The organism is Prochlorococcus sp. MIT 0916 (assembly GCF_047305155.1).
GTDB lineage: Bacteria > Cyanobacteriota > Cyanobacteriia > PCC-6307 > Cyanobiaceae > Prochlorococcus_B.
The window spans coordinates 272,806-297,254 of the sequence record NZ_CP138980.1; the positions used below are offsets into that span (position 1 = coordinate 272,806).

Here is a 24,449-nt window from a genome sequence, read left to right on the forward strand (position 1 = left end):
AATTGTCAAAACAACAACAATCAAATCAAATACATATTGTACTTGGACTAGGCAGCTCAGGAATAGGTGCAGCAAAACTGCTTAAGTCAGAGGGTAAAAATGTTTTAGTATTAGAGAATAATTCAAATGAAAAACTAATAAATATATCTAATAAATTAAAATCAGAAGGAATCAACGTTGTTTTACTTGGCGAGCCCCTTCATATTAATAATTTCACGCCATGGATAGAAAGAATTTGTTCTATCACTGTAAGTCCAGGAATAGATTGGGAGCATATCGCTCTTAAAGAACTAAGATGTAAAGATATCAATATTCAGGGAGAAGTAGAATTAGCATGGGAAAGATTAAATCAAATCTCATCTATTGGTATAACTGGGACTAATGGTAAAACTACCGTCACAAATATGCTTAATCATGTTCTTAAATTAAATAATTTAATTACTGAGATGGGAGGAAATATTGGAAAAGCCTTATCCAAAATTGCTTTAGAAAATATGAAAAATAATTACAAAGAGTTAAACTGGCTAGTACTAGAATTAAGTAGTTATCAAATTGAAAGCTCACCAAAAGTAGCGCCGACCATAGGTATATGGACAACATTTACACCTGATCATTTAGAAAGGCATAATGACATAGAAACCTACTTCAAAATAAAGAGAAGTTTATTAGAGAAATCATCTATTCGCATTTATAATTCTGATGATCAATATTTATCTAGCAAAAGCAAAGAATTACCTAAAGGTATATGGGTTGGAACAAATCAACAGTCCTTCTATGCTCAATATCCAAAATTCTGGGTCGATCAAAAAGGTTATATAATTGAAGACCAAAAACAACTATTTCACAGCTCTATACTTAAGATACCAGGTAAACATAATTTACAAAACCTCTTGCTTGTAACAGCAGCAGCGAGAGTGATAGGCCTTGATCCTTCCTCAATAGCTAGATCTATAGATTCATTTAAATCAATCCCCCATAGATTGGAATATTTAGGGAAGGGATACGATTTAAGTTTTTATAATGATAGCAAAGCCACTAATTTCGACTCTTCAATAACTGGTTTGATATCTATTCCACATCCAATAATTTTAGTCGCTGGTGGTATAGAAAAGAAAGGAGATTATCTACCGTGGATCAAACAAATAAAGCAATCTACTAATGGGGTAGTTTTATTTGGACTTAGTGCAAATCACTTAAAGGAAGTCTTATTAATGGCTTCATATAGAGGAGAAATAATTGTCAAAGAAAATCTAGAAGAAGCGACAATCTCATCTATTGATATAGCTAGAAAAACAAATTCAAAAAGCATCCTATTATCTCCAGCATGTGCAAGTTTTGATCAATACCAAAACTACGAAGAAAGAGGAGATCATTTCAAAAAACTAGTTAAAAAGTATAGCGATATCAACTGAAATACTTAAAAAATGGATTATATTTGGTCGGAGATCCACCCTTTATGACTAACAAATGCATGATAATTTACATATAGATCTGTAGAAAAAATTGAATAACAACCAATTCTCTCAAAACGCTATAAGCCACAAGGCACTCAATGACCTTTTGATCAAAGCCAAAAAAGATATATCTTCAATTAATACCTCTGAAAATAATCAAATAAAAGAAAATCAAGATTTCAATGATTTAATCAAAACATGGACAGAAACAAGCAGAAAAATATTACTAATGATGAATAAGGAGCAGCAAGTTTTAGCTGAAAATAGAGATCCTAAATCCCTTATGGCCTTTGGGGCTATGGGAGCCCATATAAATATGGCTTTACAAGCACTAAAAGCATCAGAATCTAATCAATGAAGATTAAATATTAGAAAGTTTATTACATAAGTAATTTAAAGAACTAAATCTACTTTTTAAAAAATATAATTAAGTATTAAATCCTTTATAAAAAGGGTTATACATATATCTTATTTTGTCCGAACAAAACCAAAATCCACTTGTTCTCGTTCCAGAGTCAACCGCTAAATTGATGAAGTCGATATCAGGTAACATTCAAGGGTCGGTTGATGATTTAATTTATTGTCACCTTTATGGAGTTGTAGGTGATTGGTACCTTTCGGAGATATCAGAAGACAGGGAAAAAGCCTTTGGATTTCAAATAATAAATTCTGAACCTGTTTGGGAAATGGATAATTGGTTAACTAATTCCAGTAAATGGGGAGAAATCCCGATAAAAGTACTGCAGGAACTTGTCAATGAGAAATTTTTAAAAGAGAAAGATATTCGTTTTTTGATTACAAGAGATTTATTTTGGGAACCTATCAAGTTTTCAGCAATTAATATTGATCAAAATACACTTTTCTATCCTGGAACAACTGATAGAAGTTTATCTTGAATATATGAAAGACTGAATCTCACTTACCTAAATAATTTCTAATTCAAATGAAAGAAATAGACCCCAAAAGCGATCCTCTTTATTTATTAACAAAAGCTGTTGAGCAAGGTGATCCTCAAGTTGCTAAAAAAGTAAAGGATCGTCTTAATAAATCAGATAACCCTTCAGAAATGAGATATTTAGAAGGGTTACTTATACTACTAGGTGAAAAACCTGGAGAACTAGAAGATCCACCCGACGTCGAAGATGATCCAGATGAATATTGGCAAGAGAATGATTACTTTGAGGTCTAACACAAAGCAATAGCAACTCCAATAAAAGATAAAAAAGAATAAAAAATTGTTACTTTATTTATTATATCTCCCTCTTTCTTTGAAATAAAAAGTGCAAAGACAGGAGAAAGACTTAACAAAGTCCAACCAATACCAATAGGTAAAAATTTAAAAACTATCTGCTGAAATAATATTCCAAAATTAGTACCAAGTAAGGTTGATAAAACCAAACATGAATGACTTTGTTTAGTTATTGATCTATTATTAATAAGAACAAAAAAATCTTTTTTAAAAATTAAAAATAAAAATAATGATGCTGATAAAAGTCTAATCTCAGTAGTTTGTAAGGGAGTTAATGTAGAGCTGATTAGAATTAATCTTGACATTAAAGCAGCCAAAACAGCACAAAAGACCGACCCCAATGCGCAGAGGATACCAAGAATATTTGTTTCTTTAGAGTACTCTTTTTGAAATGTATTTTGACGTACAATCATCAATAAAGAAAAAGAGACAATCAAAGATCCTATCCATACTTTTTGAGGATATATCTCATTGATACTAAATGCTCCTAAAGTAGTTGCAATTATTGGCGTTAATGCTTCAAATGAAAGAGTTTTTCTAGTGCCAATTATTTTTAAAGATTTTATATATAAAGTATCCCCTATGGAAATACCGACTATTCCACTAATCATCAGAATAAATATAGAAAATACATCAGAAAACCAACTTATGGTTAGTACAACTGGTAAAAAGAAGATTGAAGCAAGAACATTTTTATAAATATTGATTTGCCTAGGTAGTAACTTTTCAGATTCTTTACGCCAAATAGAACACGCAAAAGTCCAAGATAATACTGCAGATATTGCTGCCAAAAAACCAATCATATTTCAAACTTTTTGATAAAAACTGTTAAAAGAATTCAATATTACTCATAAGTTTAGTGAGTAATTAACTCACATAAATTTTTTTCTAAGTAACTAACTACTTTTTTTGCATTCTGGCTTGCTTTTCTTGCTATTTGAATTAATTTTGTCATCACTCCAAACTTCTAATACATCAGGGAAGTGCTTCTCCATACATAAATCGCAAATCCCATGACTAAAACGAATATCTGCAATTTTTGAAAGATATTTTTCTAGATGCTGCCACTCACCATCCGAATCTCTGACCTCTTTGCAATATGAACATGTCGTTAAAATGCCTTCCGTATTATGCATGTGGGTAAGAGCATCAAGAAGACGAATAGATCTTTTCCGAAGCTCCAATAAGGTTACAACCTGTCTAGATAATGCCTCCATAATTTGATGCTGTTGACCAGACAAATGTCCCGGCTTTCTATCAATCACGCAGAGTGTTCCTATTCGCTGATCATTTGGGGTTTGCAATGGAAACCCAGCATATAAACGAATTTTTGGTTCCTCAACCACCAAAGGATTTGATTTAAATCGATCATCTAACAGAGCGTCCTCAATAATCAGAGGTTCCGGACTAGCAATTGCATGTGCACAAAAAGAAACGTCCCTTGATGTTTCTTTTGTTTCAAACCCACACATTGACTTAAACCATTGCCTATCAGTATCAACAAGACTCATTAAAGAAATAGGAGTCCCACAAGTTAAAGAAGCAATTTTAGTTATGTCGTCATAACATTGCTCAGGTTGAGTGCCTAAAATTCTGTACTCAGCAAGAGCCCTCAACCGCTCTTCTTCATTGCTAATTTTTGGGGCACCAAAACCCAAAATGATTCCTCAAAGATATCAATTAAGAATAGAGAATACTGAGTGGTAAAAACGGAACTCTTCTAAATAATAAATAATTAAGTTTTCATAAGAAAAATTCAAAAATATTAAGCCAATGCACAATCTGAAAAGAGAATCCAAGAGGAAAAGCAATGCTAGATAAGCTATCAAAGCTAGCTTATCGTCTTTTCTTTTCTCTTTGAATAAGTTGAGTAAATACTTTTAATTTGTTTATTCAAAAGGTCTTCGTGGTCCGAATTTTAAAACTACTTTTAGTTATCAAATTTTCATCACTAATATCTAGGCCTTTAACGCTAGAGATCTGCCCTTTCAGGCCTTCTAATTGAAGTTGATCAATCATCTGTTGAATAACCTGACTTTCTACTAATTTCTGATCAATCATTTCTGGAGTCATTTTCTCAAATAATTTACCTGCTTTAGAGGCAACAACATCTGAGGCATTAGTGATTTTGAGAAGAATCATAATTAAATCAAAAGATAAATAAATTGAAATCAAATTCAATCTATATATAATTTAATATTATATAAATTCATTGCTCATCTAATATTAAAGAATTATGGAAATAAAATTCAACTAAGAATCAATATAAAAATTTGAATTAAGGCCAAGAATATAAAGATCCAAAGCAAAGTCATGCCTATTTTATTATGGAACGAACCCTTCTTATAAAATGATGGACCTGAGTCCCAATCCCTTTTCATTATTAAAGACAAATAATCTAAAAATAACATAGCAATAGATATGTATTTTGATTTATGCTACAAAGAAAAAATACAATTTTAAAAGAAAATCGAGAGATATCCACGGAAACAAAATTATATTACATAATAATAAAATAGAATAAATCTAAACCTTAAACATATACAAGAGAAATAAATTTAACCTATAATGAGTAAATGAATTTTGAAACAACAAGAAATTTAATTGGAAGAATATTAATTTCAGCTATATTTATTTATGCAATTCCTGGTAAGGTAATAAATTTTAATCGGACAGTTGAGGTTATCTCAAATAAAAATATACCTCCTACCTTGGCATCACTTTTATTGGTTTTGGCCATTACATGTCTGATTTTTGGCTCAATACTTTTTATCTCAGGATTTAAGCAAAAATTAGGTGCATATCTGCTACTAGTATTTATAGTACCAACAACTTTTATATTTCATTTTTCTCCTTTCCAGATAAAAGCTGTTCTAATGAATTTTGCTCTTATTGGTGGATTATTACTGGGTCTAAGCAATGTAAAAGGCAACTCACTCAAAGAAATATTTAATAATCAGAAAATTAAAAAATAATCAAAAAAGTAACTTCTATTTTTAAATTTTTGTTTGGTGCCAATTCAACTTAATATCCACAGACCTCTCAAGACTAAGCTTAACAGGACAGTCTTCAGCTATTCTTTGAAGGATTTTATACTTTTCAGTATCTAATTCAGATGGCATAAAAATTTCTAGCTCAAGAGTTTTTATTTTTCTAGGTCCTTCTGATGTCATTGATTTATAAACATCAATTACAATCTTCCCAAGTTCCCACTCTCTACGCCTGGCCTCAATACCCATAATTGTTATTACACAAGTCCCCAAAGAAGAAGCTAATAAATCAGTTGGGGCAAAATCTTTTCCTTCTCCATCATGGTCTTTAGGTGCATCAGTATGGATAACACTTCCTGAAATAGAATGTTTTGCTTCAGTGTGCAAATCTCCAAGGTATGTGCAACTGATTTTCGTAGAATTGAAATTAATATCTTTTGAGTTTTTGATTTGAAGAATTTATTGTATAAAACTATTTTACCAAGTTTTTGCTCTAATCAAGTATCGAATAAGTTTCTTTTATTAAAGAAAAACGAAATATAATCACAAATAGAAAAATATTATTTTCGCTGAAAAATTTCTTTCATAACCAAAACAAATGATTTTTATTTCATTTTTTCTTAGTTTACTTATGACTCTCAACCCTTCTTCAAGTTTCAATTGTGATGGAGATAGATTAACTGCAGTCATCAGGAATAACTTAAATGGAGATTTCGCAATAACTAATGATCTTGAAAATATTGATAAAGGAGCATTTATAGTTCTTAATTGGCGCGATATCAATCTCATGCTCCCAGTGTCTTTTAAGGTCGGTGACATTTCTTTCACGGACAAGAAATGGTTGTGGAGTTATCAGGATGAGAAAAATGGATTGAGAATGGATAATCCCAGGTTTGCTCAACTTTTGCCTGATGGAGAAATTCAAGAATTTTCTTGTCAAGCTATTTACACTGAAGACAGAATTTCATAAAGAAAATCTTAAGTAGTAAATATTCAAGACATGATATGGCTACCTATTAGGTAGTCGAAAAAACTTGCATGACTGTCTCAAGATCAAAGAGATTTGTATTTATAAATACGAAGCAAAAAGTAAGCAAAAAACAAGTTTTTATTTTTGGATCAATTATTGCAAGTGGTTGCTTGAGTGGTGCATTTTTAATAGCTTTATACATTGAATATCTTCATAATCCAATTGTTCATAGTTTTGTTCAATCAAGAGGAGTATTCCTTTGAATTTTGAGTTCATTGATATAAAAATATTCCTTATAAACAAAAGTCCTATGAGGATGAAAGCTTTTTATTGATTAAAAATTGGTTGCATTTTTTAGAATTATCTCAACCAAAGAATGGTATTTTAATTACTGCTGTAATTAAAATGTTTTTGCTAGAAGCTTATTTAACTGCTTAGCAATTTTATAAGTAATTTTTATTGGTTAAACAAAGCCAGGAATAATTTGGCCTGTTGTTACATATGCACCAACCATTGCAATACAACCAAATAGTGCTGCATAGCCGTTAAGCCTTTCTGCGGTAACCTTCTCAGGATCAATGTTTCTAGTATTATTGTTTTGAGTAGACATTACACAACTCTAGGGATAAGTTGACCAGTTGTTAGGTAGATACCTGTAAGAAGTACGAACGCCATCATTGCTGGCCTACCGATACTTCTTTCTAGAATAGTCTTGTTAGATGGTTGCATGATTAAGATTTAGAAGATTCCAGGGATTATTTGTCCTGTTGTTGCATATGCGCCAAAGGCTGCTACGAAGCCAAGCATTGCTGCCCAACCGTTAAACTTTTCTGCTTTAGGAGTCATTTAAAAGTGAATTAACTATGTAAACTAATGTAACGGTCGCGGTCTGCTGTTGGTGGTGGGCAACCGAACAGACTAGTAAAAATGATCAACTAGATTAGAAAAATCTATATTAAAACGAAATTTGAATCCATACCTTTTTTGATCCACTTGTTGAATTCCTATAATAAATAAATAAATAAATGAAAAAAGAATTTGTACGATCCCACAATTGGACAAGAATCTCTCACTACAGTTGATGTTGTAGGCGTACTTGCAGGACATCTACTTTTTGGCGTTGCCGCCACACTTTTAATTGATTGGAGTTGGATCCCCTTAAGTACTCAACAAAGAGAAAGTGGTCGATCACTAAAAGAAATCAAAAGAAGCTGGGGTTGGGATGAAAAAACTGATACCGAGAATGGGGCTCTAAGCTCCGAAAATAGAAAGTCCTCAGTTAAAGAAAACAACGAGTAACCTTTTAATAGCCAATAAAGTCACATGATTTGCGGTGATATGTATCATATAATCTGACAATTTTTGGAATATATATTAAAAATAAATAGCAAGAGTTTTTCAGCTCAGGTAATTCTTTTGCTTGATAGCCATTTCTTGCATGGTCTTGGCTATCAAAAATAATAACCTTAAATAAAATGCAATTAAACATTATTTCTTGGAAAATAATTTATCTGTGTTTGTTGCTCATAACAATCGCCATAGGTAACTATAAATAATTGTGTTTCGTAAATATATTTTTAATTAGTTTATTAAAATCTTTAATTGACTAAAATAAGTCATCAAAAGAGTTTTATGCTAACCAAGGAAATGACAGGAGCAGATTGTACACATTTATTTAAGTCTGCCTACGAGAATCGCTACACGTGGGAATCAGGCTTTTCAGGTTATAAAGGTAGATGTTCTTGGACAGATGGCAAAAGAGAAGTAGAAGGAAGCTTTTGCTTAGGACAAGATTTAAAAGCCACTGTTAAGGAAATAGATGACGAGGAAATACACAAAGCCATTTCCTCACAACTTTGGGAAGTTGCTATTCATAGAGTCAGAAGATCATTTGAACAAACTCATGGTAAAAACACCTTTACTTTTGGAGATACAAATGAAATTGGCTCAGAAGTTATAGTTGGAGGAAAAAACGAAGGTGACAAATATAGGGTCAAAAACAATGTTGTTACGATGGTTTACAGGCATATTCATGGCAATCTAATAATCATCCTCACTAAGGATGTGACTCATACCGGTAATGGCTACTTAAGTAAGAGTTATTCCAGTCAATATCTTGATCCAATTTCAAAAAAAGATTTAAAGGGGAAAAGCTTTTACAAAGATGCTTTTATACCTTTATTCAAAGGTGGGCCTTGGGTTTTATCCTCTAGATCCATACATCAAGAGTCCTCAGAAGGTTCAATAATAAATAAACAGATATTTTCTTTTTCGGAGTTAAAAATTCTTAATTCTGAGCAAGTATATCCTCAGAAAACGTAATCAATTCTTCTCAAGCCCTACAGGGATTTATTGTTTAGCTGCTTTTTTGAGTGTTTTTGAAGCCCTATTATTCTTTTTAGCCAGATCAGCCTTGCTTGGATTAGGAATACTGAACTGAGTTAGTAATTTCATGAAAATTATGAGAAATTAAAAAATATTAAAAACTTATAAATAACTAATCATTATCAACTTGAAACTCTTTCAATGCGTCTCCGTAATAGCTCATAGCCAATTGAAGCAAAACCCAGTTCACAGCTCTAGACATTGTGCTCTCAAAATAAATTCAACTTAAAGATGGCTTATGTTTCAATGCATTGCCATGAGTAATTATTATTTTTAAAGGATTTAAAAAGTCTGTTACAAATTAGAAATCAAATTAGTCATCAATCTTAGTTCTAAGAACAAGTAACGATAAGTAATTATTCATAGCATTTGTGCATTTTAAATATAAACTTTGCTCATAAAGCAATGGAAAGGTATTGCATGTTTTTTCTATCAAATCCTCAGGTGTGGCACTTACCTGGCACTTGGTCTGAACAACCTATTGATGGTCCTTACTTAGGCATGACCTCAAGTCAATTAAGTTGGGTGGCTGTATCGATTTTGGTAACTCTATTGATAGCTTTTAGTGTTTACATCCTTGAGACGAGCAACTCAAATCGTAAAAGAAGTTCTTAGAATAGCTTGAATTATTAAAACCGACTTACTGAGTAAGTGATATTTCATGACTTATTTTATTTTATATTTTTTCAGCATAGCTTCAATTTGGTGGATTTATCGTGTTGGATGGACTGAAGCTCTAAAGACCATTCTCAGTGTTTTAATTCCTTCTTTATTAATTATTCTTTTTAATGTCAAAGCAGGACGACTCATATTCAAAAATCCTGCAATTGGGATAGTAAGTGTTATTCCTACCGCCATTTTTATTTATCGAGGATCACAGCCTCTCGTATTTGGAATTAATAGTTGGATAGATAGGAAAAGAAACGAATTTATTGATTCAAAAGAAGTGGTTGATGCCGAAGTGGTTTCTAAAGAGGAAGCCTAAATTTTGAATTTAACAACGTAGTCATAGTTTGAGATTTGAAGAGAAGAAAACTCTCATGCTTTTTATATAGATCTCTATATATTGAAGAAAATGGGATTATTTTTTGAATTTCGAAAAAAATTAGGAGTTTCTTTATTCTTTTATTAGTTATATTTGTTGAACGCTTTCGATAAATGGCAATAATAAAGTGATTAACAATTCAACCATGACAGATAACGAGCCAAAGTGGGATTACACCACCAAAGAAGGAAATTTTGCTGCAGGAGCAGCCGTTGTTGGAGGGAATTTATTAGTTCTTATTATTTACATTCTCTATAGAACGGTCCCATCTGTACACCATTTCATTATCGGGAGATAGCTTAAGCGTTACCTAGAGAACGACTTTAATTATTGGAGAACAGAATTTTTAGTATCTTCGGTTAGTTGTTGATTGCGTCCAGATGAAAGCCAATAAAAAAGCCATTCCAATTAAAGGGAGAAGGGTTTTAATCAACCCAACTAGAACCAAAACCCCTATCCCGGCAGAGCTATAAATAGCCCATTTGGGAACATATCTACCTGCTCTACTCCCTTTATCACTTGAAGGGGGAATTACTTCTGGATCAATAACCATTTTCAACTGAAAGTTAATCTATATTTTATCAGCATAAATTCATTCAAAAGGGAAACAAGGATCTTATGGATACTGTAATTATGAGAATTGGTTGCCAACCATACCATATCCTTATATCTAAGTGTAATGAAGCATCTATGTATTTTTAGTTTCTTCGAATAAACCCAAAAAAGTCCATGCTATTAATGAAATAAGTCCTATTAGCAAAGAAATGATGGCAAAAGTAAGTTTCGCTAAAAAAAGAACTGCAATAGCTGTTGTTATGAAAATAAAAGAAAAAATTAAATAACTATTGGGAGGGATTTTTTTTAGAAAATCCATAATTCAACTATTAAAAACATCTTTATTAAAAGGGAAACTGAGATTTTATCCATAAAGCAGAAATAACTTTCATAAGCAACCACATAACTAAAGCACCCTCAAGGAAGCCAAACCAATAAAGAGCATAGTTAGATATCCCCATTTCTTTTTGAGCACGTTCAACAAATGATTTATGCCATTCAATCAATTTCACACTTCGTCTGTGTACATAAAATTATTATAGTTAAAAGATGCACATAGCAAATCCTTAGAATAATAAAATTTCTTTTTTAAGAGATTTTCTATGCCATAGCTCCAAGGCTAACGACCTAAAGACTAGCACAATCTTTTTCTTCCTGTATTATAACTACGAAAATGAGTCGTTAAAAATTTATGAAAATATGACTCCATTATTTCAATTAATTCGGCCATCTTTAATAGGAATAAAAAATTAAAGACTTATCCAAAAATATGAATATTTTAAGATGCATGAAATTTTTAGAGGCATGAATTTATCTTAAATAAATCAATCCTCTATAAGTAAGCTTTATATGAGGCTTTGAAGCAGAATTACAATACACGAATGATCTTCCATTGAAATACATATTAACCATGATACAGACCCCTTTGAAGCACTCAAGTCCCCGTCCTGTGGCTTGAGTCGAACTGCGGTCTAAATAGGTAGATCGGACGATTAGTTAGCAAAAGCTACACTCTATTTATAGTATTTATACTCATAAATGTCAATAGTAATGATATGGTCTCAATCTGTTTTTCTACTTCATAAGAACAATTACGTTGTTATTTGGCTGACTCAGACAACTCACTTAGCTCAATCCATCTATCCTCATGTTCTTGAATAGCTTCAATAAGCTCTGCTAATTGATGACTGATTTCACTAATATCTACATCACTAGCCGTTATTTTTTTTTCTAAATATATTTTCTGTTTTTCTAACATAGGTAGTTTCAGATCTAGTTCTTTTAATTCTCTAGCTTCTTTAAAACTTAATTTTCTCATCTTATTTTGAAGATTTGATTTTATTTCTGATCCCCGCTTTTTATCTGAATTATTAACTGTCTGATCTCGTTCTTTGGTTTCATTATTTCGCTCCTCTAATATTTTTTGTTCCAGAAATCTAGAGTAATTACCTTCATACCTTCGTAAGTGACCATTTTCAAAATTAAAAATTCTATCAATAGTTCGATCAAGAAAATATCTATCATGCGATACGACTACGACACAACCTTTGAAGTCCTCAAGAAAATCCTCTAGCACGCTTAGTGTTTGTATATCTAAATCATTTGTAGGCTCATCAAGCAACAATATATTGGGAGCTTGTATGAGCATTTTACAGAGAGCAAGTCTTCTTTTTTCTCCTCCTGAAAGTTTAAGTAGAGGACTATGTTGCTGACTGGGTGGAAACAGGAATTTTTCTAAGAGTTGTGATGCGGTTATTTGTTTTCCTCCATGATCAATTCGTAATGCAGCTTCCTCTACGAATTCAATAACTTTTCGCTTTAGGCCACTCCCTTGATTTAAATCAATTGTATGTTGATCAAGATAGCCAACATGAACGGTTTCTCCAAGTTTTATTTTTCCACTAGTAGGCAATCTTTTACCTGCAATTAGATCTAAAAGAGTCGATTTACCACTTCCATTTGGACCAATAATACCTACTCGATCCTCCGGACTAAAGCTATAAGTGAAATCATGTAAAAGATCCAAATCATTATCTTTATCTTTTAAAGAGAGTCCTACACCTTCAGCTTCAATTGCGATTTTTCCAATTCTTCTACTCAATGAATTCATTTCTAATTTAGCTTTGACATGATTTTTAGGTTTTGCTTGCATTTCAGCAATCCTTTGAATACGTGCTTTTTGTTTTGTACTTCTTGCTTTGGGACCTTGTCTTAACCAAGCTAATTCCTTTCTTAAAACACCCTGAAATTTCTTCTTTGTAGCTGCCTCTGATTGTTCTTGTTCAACTTTTTGTTGAAGAAATTGGCGATAATTTCCCGAATACTTTCGAGCTTCTCCATTATTGATTTCGACCATCCGAGTAGTAATGCGATCAAGAACATATCTATCGTGAGTTATCAAGACAAGAGCACCCTCATAATGGTCTAACCAATTTTGAAGCCATTCCACTGCAGATGCATCGAGGTGATTGGTAGGCTCATCAAGAAGTAAGACATCTGGTTTAGAGACAAGTGCAGCGGCAAGTCCCACTCTTTTGCGGTAACCACCAGAAAGATCTTTTACTGGCTTATCTAAATCTTTTATACCTAGTCTTCTTAGTACATCTTGGCATTGTTGTTCTAAATTCCATGCCCCAGAAGCATCCATAAGTTCACTCGCCTGACCAAGCTTTTTCAAAAGGCCTTCATCTTCTGGGCTTTGAGCGATTTTTCTACTTAGCTGACTGAAATCAAGTAATAATTTTCTTTTTTCTCCACACCCTTCAAGAACTTCTTCCAAAATACTTTTTTCACTGTTGTAACTTGTTTCTTGCCCAACTAAAGATATCCGCAAAGATGATAAACATCTCCTTTCTCCTTCCATCAAAGGTTCTATTCCTGCAATGACTCTCAATAGTGTTGACTTTCCAGATCCATTTGGACCAATCAAACCAAGTCTCTCTTTTTTATTTATATGAAGATCTAAATTTTTAAAAAGATTTTTTATTCCAAAGTCTGTTGAAGCATTAACAAGACTAATCAACACAGCTTACGTCCTCACGTCCATAACTAAAGCTAACTCATAAATATTACCCCCCCCTTTGTCCTTATGATCTTTTTCAAAACTTGAACACGAAATTTATAAATAAATTCTGTCATTACTTAATAGCTAATACAAGTTATTTCAACAGTTCCATCAACTACAAAATATGTAATGGGGCGGCAAGAGCAAAAAGCATAAACAAGAAACTTAGCGAAAGAAATTGCAGTACTGCTCTACCCTTGAGCTAACTCTTCCAGAATCTTTTAAGCCTAGTAACCTTGCGGCATCACCACCGTTAATTTCGGCTGCATAATATCGTCCACAAATATCCTTGGTTTCATAAATTCGATCATCAGACTTAACCGCCATCGGAGACATAAGAGCAAAAGATAGCGCCATGAGAAAAATACGGTTCATTATTTTATTTATGAGATAAAAAACTTTAGTGCCTTTTGAGAGTAAGATCTTACCTAATTATTTATACATATAAGAATAAGGATGAATTTTTTAGAGAGAGTTCTTTCAAATTACTTTCTGGCTTGGAGTCAGATTTTTAATTACAAAGATAAAACAAGTAGGATACCTTTTTGGCACTTTTTTATCCTAGATGGATTAATAGGCGCTGTTGTTTCAATACTATCTAATAACACCCTTGCTAATGATCCAAATGATTTTTATACCATCTCTGAGGGATATGATTGGAGTTATTTATATAGCATTCCATCTTTTTTAGTTTTTATAGCTTTATTAATCAGAAGGCTGAGAGATATAGGCAAGGAAAACCTAGTTTTATGGGCCTTTTGTTCATTTATTCCTTTCTACAATCTTTATATATTTGCCCAGCCTTCCTCTGAAAAATAAATGAAGTATTTTCAAGTAATGAATTGTTTATTTCATGTTATTACTCATTTCCTACCCTTAAAAGTCCGAGGATAAGGGATATTAAGAGCATTAAAACTTTTCAATTTTTTTCTACGCCTATAACGCTTATAAAACAAGTCGAAAAATGTCGACACTCCTAACCAAGATAGAATACAACTTATAAATATCCTGGCTCCTTCAGTCGATGCAAGCCAATAGATAATAGGATCAACTATAAGATTAATACTAATTATAAAACCAATAAACAAAGAGAAAGTAAGACAAGCTATTACTGATAAAGCTCTTATGATTTTTTTTGTGTTGCAATTTTTCATATCCAAATGCTTGAAATCGTATTAAGATCCATATTTTCTATTCTCAAGCAATATAGATTGTAAAAGAATTTTAATGTAATAAAAGTTGATTCACCTTTAATATTGAATATATACAATTCAAAGGTGAGACAAGAGGAAAGTCAAAGGCAGACTTTAAGATTTGGTTCTTATTAAGATTAAATTAAATTCAACTACTTTTAATAGACATATCTATTAAAAGTAGTTAGATGTCTACATTGCAATCAGGCAAGGGGCTTACGTTCAATTATCTAAATATTAAAATTACTTATAGCAAAATATATGGAAGTTTACAAACTGATCTAAGACGGTAATTTAGATTAGCTACTTTTAAAAAATGGCCTTTAATCGATCTGTAAAGGAAACGATGTCAGACCTTATTGCCATATGCTTAAAAGAAGCGACCATCTCAATACTGGAGATCAGTTAGCTATTGGACAAGAATACAGAGAATGGATTAAATGCATAAAGAATGAAAACCTAGTTCCTCAAAACATACTTTTTATAAATACATCTACTTTTGGAAAATATCTTCAATAAGATGAATCCCTTACTTTATATTTAAAAAAGTTCCTAAACTAAAAAAATAAACTTAGAAGTTCCAGCGGGCTTTATTTTTGGGATCACAACTTTCAATGAAGAAAAAGTAAAAGATTTTCTTTAATTGCCCATGGAAATAGAAAAATCTGGCGAAAATCAGATTTAATGATAAAAAAAATTCATGCGTCGATTGGTATCAGGAATAGTTGGTCTTGCAGCTCTATTAGCTGGCTGTGCGACAACAAATCAAGATAATAGTTCTAGACTTAACCTAATAAAAAATCGCAATGAGTTGATTTGTGGAGTAAGTGGAAAGATTCCTGGATTTAGTTTTCTGAAAAGTGATGGTAGTTATCAAGGACTGGATGTCGATATATGTAAAGCATTTGCTGCTGCAATTATAGGAGATTCAGAAAAGATCCAATATAGACCTCTAACTGCAGCAGAAAGATTTACAGCTATTAAAACTGGAGAAATTGACCTGTTATCAAGAAATACCACTTTCACTCTCAGTAGAGATTCCTCAGGTGGAAATGGATTAACTTTTGCACCAATTGTTTTCCATGATGGCCAGGGATTGATGGTCAAGAAGGAAAGTAAAATTACTAGCCTTAAAGATCTTGCAAATAAATCTATATGTGTAGGCTCAGGTACAACTACTGAGCAAAATATAAATGATGCCTTTGAGAGTGCCTCACTCGCTTATACACCAATCAAATATCAAGATCTTAATCAAGTAGTTGCTGGATATTTACAGGGTCGTTGTTCAGCTATGACCTCTGATCGTTCACAATTAGCAGCAGCCAGATCTGGTTTTAAGAATCCAAAAGAACATATTATTCTTGATGATGTATTAAGCAAGGAGCCTCTTGCTCCCGCCTCCGATGGCCAAGATCAGAAACTAGCTGATGCCATGAGATGGGTTATCTTTTCCCTTATATCGGCAGAAGAGCAAGGGATAACAAAATCAAATATTAATGAAAAAGTACAAATTGCAAAGAATAATCCTCAATTAAAACCTTTAAGAAGATTTCTAGGTATTGAGGGAGAACTAGGAGAAAAAATTGGTCTTAGAAATGACTTCGTAGTTAAAGTAATTAGCTCAACTGGCAATTATGGAGAGATTTACGAAAGACATTTAGGAGAAAATAGCGAAGTACCTATTCCAAGAGGTCAAAATGAGTTATATAACAAAGGAGGTGCACATATTTCACCACCATTTAACTAAAAAATAATTTTTTGCAGGAATGAAAATAAATCAAAAAATATTTTTGCAATTTGGAATATGTATTCTCTTATTTTGTTTCATTGGGATATTAATTAATAATTTAACAATAAATCTAATAAGAACAGGTCTTGGTTTTAATTTTAGCTGGCTTTCTCAAGCAGCAAGTTTTGCTTTGGCGGAACATCCCTTACCTTATACCCCCTCAGATAGCTATGCTTGGGCATTAGTTATAGGTTGGCTCAACAGTCTTAAAGTTATTATCTCATCATTAATATTGGCTACTTTCTTGGGAACATTAATAGGCTTGGCAAGAACAGGTAAAAACTCATTACTAGGCCTCATTTCGGCTGGATACATCACAATAATTAGACAAACTCCTCTTTTACTTCAACTTATGTTTTGGTATTTTGTTGGGTTCTTAGGTTTAACAGACAACATGTTTATCAAAATAAATAATATATTCAACATTTCAAATCAAGGAATAGAGTTTTCAGGATTAACTTTTTCCTCAGAGTTTCTAGCATTATTACTTGGTCTTAGTATATTTACGAGTGCTTATATAGCAGAGGTAATCCGCGGAGGAATTCTTTCTGTTCCTCGAGGACAATGGGAAGCATTTAGGAGCTTAGGGCTTTCAGAAAGGAAAGGACTTATCCGTATAATAATTCCACAAGCATTACCGGCGATTATTCCAGGATTAACAAGTCAATATCTTAACCTTGCTAAAAATAGTACCCTTGCAATCGCAGTTGGATACTCAGATATTTACGCAATTAATGATACTATAATAAATCAAACAGGAAGAGCTATCGAGTGTTTTATCATATTACTTGTTAGTTTCTTGCTATTAAATCTATTGATAACTAATATCATGGAAATCATAAATAGTTTAATTTTAAAATCACGAAAATATAGTTAATTCATGTTCAAATTTAATGCAAGTTCAATAATAGTTTTCTTTAAGAACATAAGGAAGACTTTATTTTCAAATTTATTGAATACTATTGTTACTTTCCTCATTATTGTATTGATTAGCGTAACTTGTGTGAATACTTTTGAATGGCTCATATTTAAGGCTAATTGGAAAGTCGTAATATCAAATCTTCCTTTATACGCATTTGGAAGTTATCCACCGAATGAACAATGGAGACCTGCTACTTGGATTATTAATCTTCTTACTCTCAGTATTTTTACTCTTTGGGGCCCTGACTGGAAATGGCTACGTAAGAATCTACTAATTATGTGGGTAGGAACAATACCCTTAGGTCTATATTTACTTTATGGAGGGGTTGGCTTATCACCTGTAATGAGTAGACATTGGGGGGGTTAACTCTAACCATACTTTTAACTGTTTGCAGCTCACTCTTTTCATTACCTTTTGGAATAGTTTTGGCACTATGTCGACAGAGTTCATTACCAATAATTCAGAAGCTAAGTTCAATCTATATAGATGTTATGAGAGCGATTCCTCTTATTGCAGTACTTTTCTTTGGTCAACTACTAATACCTTTATTCCTTCCAGTTGGGATACAAATTGATCGTGTTTGGAGGGCTATCTTTGCGTTTACTCTTTTTGTTTCTGCCTACATAGCGGAAGATATTCGTGGAGGACTACAGTCTATCCCCAACACTCAAATAGAAGCAGCCAATAGCCTTGGCCTTAACCAATACCAAATCATTCAATTTGTATTAATTCCTCAAGCTTTACGTATTGCATTACCTGCTCTGACTAATCAATCTATTGGACTTTTTCAAAATACATCTTTAATGGCTATTTTAGGCCTAGTGGAGTTACTAGGTGTCGGCAGAAGTATCCTGGCTAATCCAGAATTTATCGGTCAATACATTGAAGTTTATGTTTGGCTAGCATGTGTCTATTGGATGGTTTGTACAATCATGGCTGTTCTGGCAAGACATCTTGAACAAAAAATGACCATTAATCAAGCCAATTTCTGATAATTCATGGAACCTATTATTGTTGCGAAGAATCTCACTAAATCGTACATAAAAGGATTACGAGCCCTTGATGATGTTTCTCTAACAGTTAATCAAGGGAAAGTTCTAGTAGTCATGGGTCCCTCAGGCTCAGGGAAAAGTACTCTAATTCGGACTTTTAATGGTCTTGAGACTTTTGATAAAGGAGAACTAAATATTTTAGGAATAAAAATTGATTCTACTCATAATGAAAGAAAAATACAAAAAATACGAAGAAGAGTAGGTATGGTATTTCAACAATTCAATTTATTCCCTCATCTATCAATCCTTGAAAATATCACTCTTGCTCCAGTGAATGTACAAAAACGTCGTCAAATTGAAGCGGAAGAATATGGCATGTATCTCTTGAATCAAATGGGAATAGATTCACATGCAAAAAAATACCCAAGCCAACTTAGCGGAGGAGAACAGCAACGAGTAGCCATAGCTAGAGCTCTAGCTCTAAAGCCTGAATTGCTTTTATTTGATGAGCCCACTAGTGCTCTAGACCCAGAGCGAATCAATGAAGTACTAGATGCAATGAGAAGACTTGCTGAGCAAGGGATGACAATGGTTGTAGTAACACATGAAATTAGTTTTGCTAAAGATGTCAGTGATCAAGTTTTATTTATGGATTCAGGCAAAGTCATAGAAACTTCTCCTCCAAATATTTTCTTTTCTAATGCTAAGCATGAGAGAAGTAGAAAATTTCTAAATCAGATCAACAAGCATTAGCCATTTCCAATAAATTATAATAAGTGATCATAACTTATATAGGAATGTCCAATTTAATTAAAAAACAGACGATTAACATCTTATTCCATTGAACAGGAGATACATAGAAACTCTTTGCACAAATATCTTAGCTTATATAAAGACATAGACAGGATATAGACACCCCCCTTATCCCTCTAGATAGTAGATATAGGGAAAGATTAAATATTCTTAAAAGAGAAGCGAACCAACTTGATGTCACTCCATCAATGAGCAATGTGTGGATAGAAAAATACTAAAAACTCAAATCTGTCTGCATCAATAGATCTTTGAATGATTAAGTCTTTGTTTCATACTGCGATATCTTCTCTTAACCCTCTACTCCTACTCCCTTTAAACCATACAGGTTTTGGGAGAAGTTCATTCACTGGATATAAGTGACCTGTCTCTGAATAGGGCTTCTCAAGGGTTGAAGCTTCTGCAAGAACTGCTTTATATTCCTCCATTGAAAGAACACTTTGAGAAGATTTAGAAGTCATAGTTCTTGGCTGTTTTATAGATGATGAGCCAACAATCAGATAATGACGTTCAGAGCGAGCTTTTCCTAAAGGATATGTGGAAGATCAGTTTTTCTGCGATGCTTTAATTTTGAGATTTTCTGTCAGTTGCGATCTGTTAGTTATTAGTTATAGAAACCTGATTGAAATAGAATAAAGAAATAGGGTTGAGAATGTTAAGCCATCCACACACCATCAACACATTGCAATATCGCTGAGAACCCATGGCATCAAAGGAAATTAACCACTGGCTAATGAAAAGTGAGCCTTAATGAGGAGATAAGGTTTAGAAGAAGTCAATAATTTCTATCTCAACTCCATTAAAACTTTGATTTATTTTCAGGAAATTCAATGACAAATCATAACCACACCACACAAATTTCAAATGTTTTGGTAATTGGCTGTGGAGGTGCAGGGTTAAGAGCTGCCATTGAAGTCAAGCTCGCTGGACTTCAAGTATCAGTACTAGGGAAGCGAGCAAAGACAGATTCGCATACTGTTTTGGCTGCAGGAGGAATTAATGCCGCATTTGGAAATGTCGATCAAGAAGATTCTTGGGAACAACATTTTGCAGATACTTATATAGAGGGGTACGGAATTGGAGACGCATCACAAATTGAGATAATGGCTAAAGAGTCTCCATCACTTGTTCAAGAAATAGATCAATGGGGAGCAAATTTTGCAAAATTAAACAATGGGCTTCTTGATCAAAGATTTTTTGGAGCTCATTCATATAGAAGAACTTGCTACTCAGGAGATTTCACAGGTTTATCAATTTTAAAAACACTCCTTAAGAAAGCAGAGTCTTTAAATATCCCAATACATGACAAGCAATACGTCACTGAGATTCTCATAAGAGATGAGATTTGCTTTGGAGCCATGTCATTCAATACAAGTACAGCTGAAAGGACAGTGCATTTAGCTGATGCTGTTATTCTTTGCACAGGGGGGCATACAAAAATATGGAAAAGAAGTTCTTCTAGAAAAAAAGAGAATACAGGAGACGGCTTGTACTTAAGTCTCAAAGCAGGTTGCAAATTAAGAGATATGGAAATGGTTCAATTTCACCCCTCAGGCATGCTTTTCCCAGAAGAGATTGCAGGAACATTAGTCACAGAAGCAGTTCGAGGGGAAGGAGGCAAACTTATAAATAACCAAGGAGAACGATTCATGGTTAATTATGATAAAGAAAGAATGGAGCTTTCAACTAGAGATAGAGTTGCCATAGCGAATTACACAGAAATAGCCGAAGGGCGAGGGACCCAAAACGGAGGCGTATATCTAGATATAAGTCATATGAGTAAAGATTTCATAATGCAAAAAATACCAAGTATTTATAGGCAGTTTTTAGACGCACAAATGCTAGATATTTCAAAAGAGCCAATGGAAGTAGCTCCAACAGCACACTATTCAATGGGAGGAATTGTAATAAGTCCTGAAGAGCATTGCACATCAGTCAGAGGTTTATATGCTGCAGGAGAAGTGGCTGGTGGGTTACATGGTGCAAATCGTCTAGGAGGTAATTCTCTCGCTGAAATTTTAATTTTTGGCAAGAGAGCTGGAATGGCTAGTATTAATTATTCAAACCAATTAAAGTCACAAGTAAGATCTGAATTTTCCATAAAAAACGCCCATGACCATATAAATAAATTCATAAACAAAGGCACAGAATTAGCAAAGCCATTACAACATGAATTAAGTGGCGTCATGTGGAAGCATTGTGGTGTGATTAAAGATAAAAACTTATTAGAGTCTGGACTAAAAAAAATTGTAGACATCAAAAATCTTATTAAAGACGTTGATGTTAGAATTGACTATCAAAGTTGTGATGATCTTGTTCAGGTTTTTGATTTAGAAGCATCAGTAATTTCTGCTGAAGCCACAATCCTATCTGCATTAACCAGACAAGAGAGTAGAGGTTCTCATCAAAGGAGTGACTATAAGGAGCTAAATACTGATGAAAAATGTAATTATCACGTCAAGTTGAATAAACAAACTTTGGATTTAGAAATTTCGAAACGATATATTTCTCCATTAAGAAAGGATCTTCAAAAGATTATTGACCAAACAAGCAAAGTCATTAATCTCACAAATAAATTACTTGAATAGTCGTATCTAATCTATTGCTAACTACTCGTAAAAACCTTTTTCAAATAGAATAAAGAAATAGGGGTTAGAATGTTAAACCATCCACACATCGCAATATCACTTAGATCCCATGGTACCAAAAGAGATTAACTATTGGTTAATGAACCACGTACTTGATCTAATATAACAGTTATACCAAGCCTTTAAGAAAAAGAGTAAAATCATATCCACACAATTTTGCCACAGATTCAACTTCAAAAGAGGGTCTTAAATGGTCGTGGAAGAGTTCTTCTATACGGATCAGGAACTAGTGCTGGCAAGTGGTATTACAAAGAGAAAGTAGAAGGACAAAGAAGGTACAAAGAAAAACAGTTATTTGGTGCTAGCTCTTTAGAGCAAGCCATTGAGATAGCACCAGAAGCAGCTATTGAATTAGCAAAAGAACCTGAAAAGAAACCTAATTATCGATATGCCTCTGATCCTTTAACTCTGATTCAAAGAGAAGAGAAGCTGCTCAAGCAAAAAGAAAAGCTAGCCAAAAGAAACTACTGATCAATTGAAGATTAAATCTGATTATTCATATCAAAAAATGATTCGTAGAGTGTTAGATGAGACCTTCCCAAAACATTAAAATATAAAAGCAAGACAATAATCACTTAATTATTTAGCCAAAACCTAGTTAAAATATATAATCTAGCAAGTCTAGATAAAAGCTTTTTATGAAAAGTTTTTTTCTTTCGAAATATTATTGAGAAGGATCCTGCATGACCTCCTTAACTATCAGAGATATTTTAGATCCCGCCTGGTTTGATTCAAGCCTAAGTCCGATTTCTCTTACTGACTCAACAAATTATCAATTTGAATATGAAAATAATACATTCAACAAAGAGTTCACCTACTACATCCATGATGACTACCAAAATATAAGCCTTTATTCCAACGATGGAAGTATTCAGGACGAGTCCAAATTAGCAATAACAATATCTGATGATGAAGAACGTTTTATCACTAATATCTTTAGCGATTTAGATCCCCAATTAGATATTGACTTTCAACGTGTGTATTCAAGTGATGATGCATATGTCTCTATTTATAAGACAAATGATATGGATAATGATCTTCTCGGATCTGCCTTGCCATATACAAATGAGAGAATTAACGACACTACTATTACACTTGGATTCCAAATCTTCTGGAAAGAAACAGCTGGAGAATACCAATTTCTAGATGGTTACGGAGAGCTTGGTATTGATACGGCTCATACTATTCAACATGAAATAGCTCATTCATTAGACTTATGGCACCAAGAACCTGGAATGCCTTATTATGATAGTCTTCTAGATCCTTGGAACTCCAGATATGATTGGGAAGACACAATCATGTCTTATAGAACTGATAGTTTAGTAGCGAATGATCTAGCTCCATTTTTTACAGACTTAGATATTGAAGCTCTTCAATATAAATGGGGAACCGAAAAGGCAACTACATCTAGCTCTACATCTACATCTACATCTACATCTACATCTACATCTTCTGGTGGAATAGCAACTTCCACTCAATTACAACAACTTTATATCGCTTACTTTAGTCGTCCCTGCGATCCAACTGGATTAGATTATTGGACTTATCAGGGCATCAGCAGAAGCGCTTTCGCTGCCAATATGTACTTGCAGGCAGAATTCAACAATGTGAATGGCGCTCTCTCTACAGAAGCACAGGTCAATCAAATCTACTTAAATCTATTCAATAGAAATGCAGATGCAGCCGGTCTGTTGTATTGGGCTAGTCAAATCGAAAGTGGGGCGCTAGAACTTGCATCTATTGCTAATGACCTTATCTGGGCTGTTGAAAACAACCATAAAGGTTCCAGTGATGCATTAACACTTGCGAATAAAACTAGTGCCGCTGTTGATTACACAGCACAGGTAAGGACAAGTGCATCTTCAATTCTTGCTTATCAACCTCAATCATATAGTCCGTGGATCACAGGAAATAATCTGACAGAAGCTAAAAGCTATATCTCAGAAATTGGACAATACAATGCTCATACCTCATGGAGTATTCAAAATAGTATTGCGCAATTCAGCAAATCATCATCAAGAAGCTTCAAACTTTCAAGTGATACAAAAACATCAAATACAGATGCCATCACTGGCTTAGAAATTCATCCTGCTGAGAAAAATACTTTTGAAGATACTCTTAGTCAACTTAATACAACCGCATCAAATATCTTTAATGAGCACCTATTGGAAGATAGAAATAACCAAGAATTCGTATCTCATTTATACGAAGAAGTTCTGCAGAGAGAACCTGACTCTATTGGCATGAACTATTGGCTTGGGCAACTCAATAGTGAAGCAGAAACGCGGTATGAAGTTCTTCTTGGGTTCTCTCAATCAGCTGAGAGCACAGCGCTCTTTACTGATATGACTGGATTGGGATAAGAAGCAAACATCTCCATTAA

The 24,449-nt window shown here is 33.3% G+C and carries 32 protein-coding genes and 2 pseudogenes; 21 read left to right on the top strand and 13 right to left on the bottom strand.

The window, feature by feature from the left end:
- Positions 1–2: 2 nt before the first annotated feature.
- The 4 genes from murD to SIB53_RS01470 all read left to right on the top strand — a co-directional run bounded on the left by murD (position 3) and on the right by SIB53_RS01470 (position 2,643).
- A complete protein-coding gene (murD, locus tag SIB53_RS01455; RefSeq protein ID WP_413678463.1) occupies positions 3–1,412 on the top strand; it encodes a UDP-N-acetylmuramoyl-L-alanine--D-glutamate ligase in 1,410 nt (469 codons plus the stop codon).
- Positions 1,413–1,560: 148 nt separating this feature from the next.
- Positions 1,561–1,812 carry an MATH domain-containing protein gene (locus SIB53_RS01460; protein WP_413678464.1) on the top strand — a complete coding sequence of 84 codons (252 nt, stop codon included), beginning with the start codon at positions 1,561–1,563 and terminating at the stop codon, positions 1,810–1,812.
- 115 nt (positions 1,813–1,927) lie between these two features.
- Positions 1,928–2,350: a hypothetical protein gene (locus SIB53_RS01465; protein WP_413678465.1), complete on the top strand. Its 423-nt coding sequence runs from the start codon at positions 1,928–1,930 to the stop codon at positions 2,348–2,350.
- A gap of 47 nt (positions 2,351–2,397) precedes the next feature.
- Positions 2,398–2,643, top strand: a complete 246-nt coding sequence (locus SIB53_RS01470) for a hypothetical protein (RefSeq protein WP_413678466.1) — start codon at positions 2,398–2,400, stop codon at positions 2,641–2,643.
- Here the strand turns inward: SIB53_RS01470 and SIB53_RS01475 are convergent.
- The 3 genes from SIB53_RS01475 to SIB53_RS01485 all read right to left on the bottom strand — a co-directional run bounded on the left by SIB53_RS01475 (position 2,640) and on the right by SIB53_RS01485 (position 4,845).
- Positions 2,640–3,506: an EamA family transporter gene (locus tag SIB53_RS01475; RefSeq protein ID WP_413678467.1), complete on the bottom strand. Its 867-nt coding sequence runs from the start codon at positions 3,504–3,506 to the stop codon at positions 2,640–2,642. The two genes, SIB53_RS01470 and SIB53_RS01475, sit on opposite strands and share 4 nt — an antisense overlap.
- A gap of 93 nt (positions 3,507–3,599) precedes the next feature.
- Complete coding sequence (locus SIB53_RS01480) at positions 3,600–4,361, bottom strand: GAF domain-containing protein (protein ID WP_413678468.1); 762 nt, start codon at positions 4,359–4,361, stop codon at positions 3,600–3,602.
- Between the two features lie 235 nt (positions 4,362–4,596).
- Positions 4,597–4,845, bottom strand: coding sequence for a hypothetical protein (locus SIB53_RS01485; RefSeq protein ID WP_413678469.1), 249 nt, complete (start codon positions 4,843–4,845; stop codon positions 4,597–4,599).
- 434 nt (positions 4,846–5,279) lie between these two features.
- On the opposite strand from SIB53_RS01485, the gene SIB53_RS01490 reads away from it, so the two are divergent.
- Positions 5,280–5,678 carry a DoxX family protein gene (locus SIB53_RS01490; RefSeq protein WP_413678470.1) on the top strand — a complete coding sequence of 133 codons (399 nt, stop codon included), beginning with the start codon at positions 5,280–5,282 and terminating at the stop codon, positions 5,676–5,678.
- Positions 5,679–5,699: 21 nt separating this feature from the next.
- Here SIB53_RS01490 and SIB53_RS01495 read toward each other — a convergent pair whose 3' ends face one another.
- The gene (locus SIB53_RS01495) at positions 5,700–6,080 is read right to left on the bottom strand and encodes an OsmC family protein (protein ID WP_413678471.1); all 381 of its coding nucleotides are present in this window, start codon (positions 6,078–6,080) and stop codon (positions 5,700–5,702) included.
- A 244-nt stretch (positions 6,081–6,324) separates the two neighbouring features.
- Between SIB53_RS01495 and SIB53_RS01500 the strand changes: the two genes are divergently transcribed.
- Positions 6,325–6,663, top strand: coding sequence for a hypothetical protein (locus SIB53_RS01500; RefSeq protein WP_413678472.1), 339 nt, complete (start codon positions 6,325–6,327; stop codon positions 6,661–6,663).
- A gap of 68 nt (positions 6,664–6,731) precedes the next feature.
- Positions 6,732–6,926, top strand: a complete 195-nt coding sequence (locus tag SIB53_RS01505; protein WP_413678473.1) for a hypothetical protein — start codon at positions 6,732–6,734, stop codon at positions 6,924–6,926.
- A gap of 200 nt (positions 6,927–7,126) precedes the next feature.
- On the opposite strand, the gene SIB53_RS01510 is transcribed toward SIB53_RS01505, so the two are convergent.
- From SIB53_RS01510 to SIB53_RS01520, 3 genes are read right to left on the bottom strand one after another with little or no spacing between them, the layout of a single operon-like run.
- Entirely contained in the window at positions 7,127–7,273 is a 147-nt protein-coding gene (locus SIB53_RS01510) for a high light inducible protein (protein ID WP_413678474.1), read from the bottom strand.
- Positions 7,273–7,392: a high light inducible protein gene (locus SIB53_RS01515; protein ID WP_413678475.1), complete on the bottom strand. Its 120-nt coding sequence runs from the start codon at positions 7,390–7,392 to the stop codon at positions 7,273–7,275. Before SIB53_RS01515 ends, SIB53_RS01510 begins: the two co-directional genes overlap by 1 nt.
- A 9-nt stretch (positions 7,393–7,401) precedes the next feature.
- Entirely contained in the window at positions 7,402–7,509 is a 108-nt protein-coding gene (locus tag SIB53_RS01520; RefSeq protein WP_269623464.1) for a high light inducible protein, read from the bottom strand.
- A gap of 192 nt (positions 7,510–7,701) precedes the next feature.
- Between SIB53_RS01520 and SIB53_RS01525 the strand changes: the two genes are divergently transcribed.
- From SIB53_RS01525 to SIB53_RS01545, 5 genes are all read left to right on the top strand, one after another.
- Complete coding sequence (locus SIB53_RS01525) at positions 7,702–7,962, top strand: hypothetical protein (RefSeq protein WP_413678476.1); 261 nt, start codon at positions 7,702–7,704, stop codon at positions 7,960–7,962.
- A gap of 333 nt (positions 7,963–8,295) precedes the next feature.
- Positions 8,296–8,985 (top strand): DUF3386 domain-containing protein, encoded by a 690-nt coding sequence (locus tag SIB53_RS01530; protein WP_413678477.1) that lies wholly within the window; start codon positions 8,296–8,298, stop codon positions 8,983–8,985.
- Positions 8,986–9,468: 483 nt separating this feature from the next.
- The gene (locus tag SIB53_RS01535; protein WP_413678478.1) at positions 9,469–9,663 is read left to right on the top strand and encodes a hypothetical protein; all 195 of its coding nucleotides are present in this window, start codon (positions 9,469–9,471) and stop codon (positions 9,661–9,663) included.
- A 46-nt stretch (positions 9,664–9,709) separates the two neighbouring features.
- Positions 9,710–10,033, top strand: coding sequence for a hypothetical protein (locus SIB53_RS01540; RefSeq protein WP_413678479.1), 324 nt, complete (start codon positions 9,710–9,712; stop codon positions 10,031–10,033).
- A gap of 187 nt (positions 10,034–10,220) precedes the next feature.
- Positions 10,221–10,391: a hypothetical protein gene (locus tag SIB53_RS01545; protein ID WP_269606777.1), complete on the top strand. Its 171-nt coding sequence runs from the start codon at positions 10,221–10,223 to the stop codon at positions 10,389–10,391.
- Between the two features lie 48 nt (positions 10,392–10,439).
- Here the strand turns inward: SIB53_RS01545 and SIB53_RS01550 are convergent, their stop codons facing one another.
- The 5 genes and pseudogenes from SIB53_RS01550 to SIB53_RS01570 all read right to left on the bottom strand — a co-directional run bounded on the left by SIB53_RS01550 (position 10,440) and on the right by SIB53_RS01570 (position 14,069).
- Positions 10,440–10,646, bottom strand: coding sequence for a hypothetical protein (locus SIB53_RS01550; protein ID WP_413678480.1), 207 nt, complete (start codon positions 10,644–10,646; stop codon positions 10,440–10,442).
- A 346-nt stretch (positions 10,647–10,992) separates the two neighbouring features.
- Positions 10,993–11,160 (bottom strand): hypothetical protein, encoded by a 168-nt coding sequence (locus SIB53_RS01555; RefSeq protein WP_413678481.1) that lies wholly within the window; start codon positions 11,158–11,160, stop codon positions 10,993–10,995.
- Positions 11,161–11,747: 587 nt separating this feature from the next.
- The gene (locus tag SIB53_RS01560; protein ID WP_413679097.1) at positions 11,748–13,004 is read right to left on the bottom strand and encodes an ABC-F family ATP-binding cassette domain-containing protein; all 1,257 of its coding nucleotides are present in this window, start codon (positions 13,002–13,004) and stop codon (positions 11,748–11,750) included.
- Positions 13,005–13,175: 171 nt separating this feature from the next.
- Positions 13,176–13,607: pseudogene (locus SIB53_RS01565) on the bottom strand (ATP-binding cassette domain-containing protein); the annotation flags it as partial.
- A gap of 270 nt (positions 13,608–13,877) precedes the next feature.
- Positions 13,878–14,069 (bottom strand): hypothetical protein, encoded by a 192-nt coding sequence (locus SIB53_RS01570; protein ID WP_413678482.1) that lies wholly within the window; start codon positions 14,067–14,069, stop codon positions 13,878–13,880.
- 99 nt (positions 14,070–14,168) lie between these two features.
- On the opposite strand from SIB53_RS01570, the gene SIB53_RS01575 reads away from it, so the two are divergent.
- The 6 genes and pseudogenes from SIB53_RS01575 to SIB53_RS01600 all read left to right on the top strand — a co-directional run bounded on the left by SIB53_RS01575 (position 14,169) and on the right by SIB53_RS01600 (position 19,361).
- Positions 14,169–14,531, top strand: a complete 363-nt coding sequence (locus SIB53_RS01575; protein ID WP_269606786.1) for a DUF805 domain-containing protein — start codon at positions 14,169–14,171, stop codon at positions 14,529–14,531.
- 740 nt (positions 14,532–15,271) lie between these two features.
- Positions 15,272–15,424, top strand: coding sequence for a hypothetical protein (locus tag SIB53_RS01580; RefSeq protein WP_413678483.1), 153 nt, complete (start codon positions 15,272–15,274; stop codon positions 15,422–15,424).
- Between the two features lie 181 nt (positions 15,425–15,605).
- A complete protein-coding gene (locus SIB53_RS01585; protein ID WP_413678484.1) occupies positions 15,606–16,652 on the top strand; it encodes an amino acid ABC transporter substrate-binding protein in 1,047 nt (348 codons plus the stop codon).
- Positions 16,653–16,671: 19 nt separating this feature from the next.
- On the top strand, positions 16,672–17,571 hold the full coding sequence (locus SIB53_RS01590) for an ABC transporter permease subunit (protein WP_413678485.1): 900 nt from the start codon (positions 16,672–16,674) through the stop codon (positions 17,569–17,571).
- Between the two features lie 3 nt (positions 17,572–17,574).
- Positions 17,575–18,608, top strand: a pseudogene (locus SIB53_RS01595) (amino acid ABC transporter permease).
- A 6-nt stretch (positions 18,609–18,614) separates the two neighbouring features.
- Positions 18,615–19,361, top strand: a complete 747-nt coding sequence (locus SIB53_RS01600; protein ID WP_413678486.1) for an amino acid ABC transporter ATP-binding protein — start codon at positions 18,615–18,617, stop codon at positions 19,359–19,361.
- A gap of 329 nt (positions 19,362–19,690) precedes the next feature.
- On the opposite strand, the gene SIB53_RS01605 is transcribed toward SIB53_RS01600, so the two are convergent.
- Positions 19,691–19,879 carry a hypothetical protein gene (locus SIB53_RS01605; RefSeq protein WP_413678487.1) on the bottom strand — a complete coding sequence of 63 codons (189 nt, stop codon included), beginning with the start codon at positions 19,877–19,879 and terminating at the stop codon, positions 19,691–19,693.
- A gap of 369 nt (positions 19,880–20,248) precedes the next feature.
- On the opposite strand from SIB53_RS01605, the gene SIB53_RS01610 reads away from it, so the two are divergent.
- From SIB53_RS01610 to SIB53_RS01620, 3 genes are all read left to right on the top strand, one after another.
- A complete protein-coding gene (locus SIB53_RS01610; protein ID WP_413678488.1) occupies positions 20,249–22,006 on the top strand; it encodes an FAD-dependent oxidoreductase in 1,758 nt (585 codons plus the stop codon).
- 216 nt (positions 22,007–22,222) lie between these two features.
- Positions 22,223–22,537: a hypothetical protein gene (locus SIB53_RS01615; RefSeq protein ID WP_413678489.1), complete on the top strand. Its 315-nt coding sequence runs from the start codon at positions 22,223–22,225 to the stop codon at positions 22,535–22,537.
- 212 nt (positions 22,538–22,749) lie between these two features.
- Positions 22,750–24,429: a DUF4214 domain-containing protein gene (locus SIB53_RS01620; protein WP_413678490.1), complete on the top strand. Its 1,680-nt coding sequence runs from the start codon at positions 22,750–22,752 to the stop codon at positions 24,427–24,429.
- The last annotated feature ends 20 nt before the right edge of the window (positions 24,430–24,449 follow it).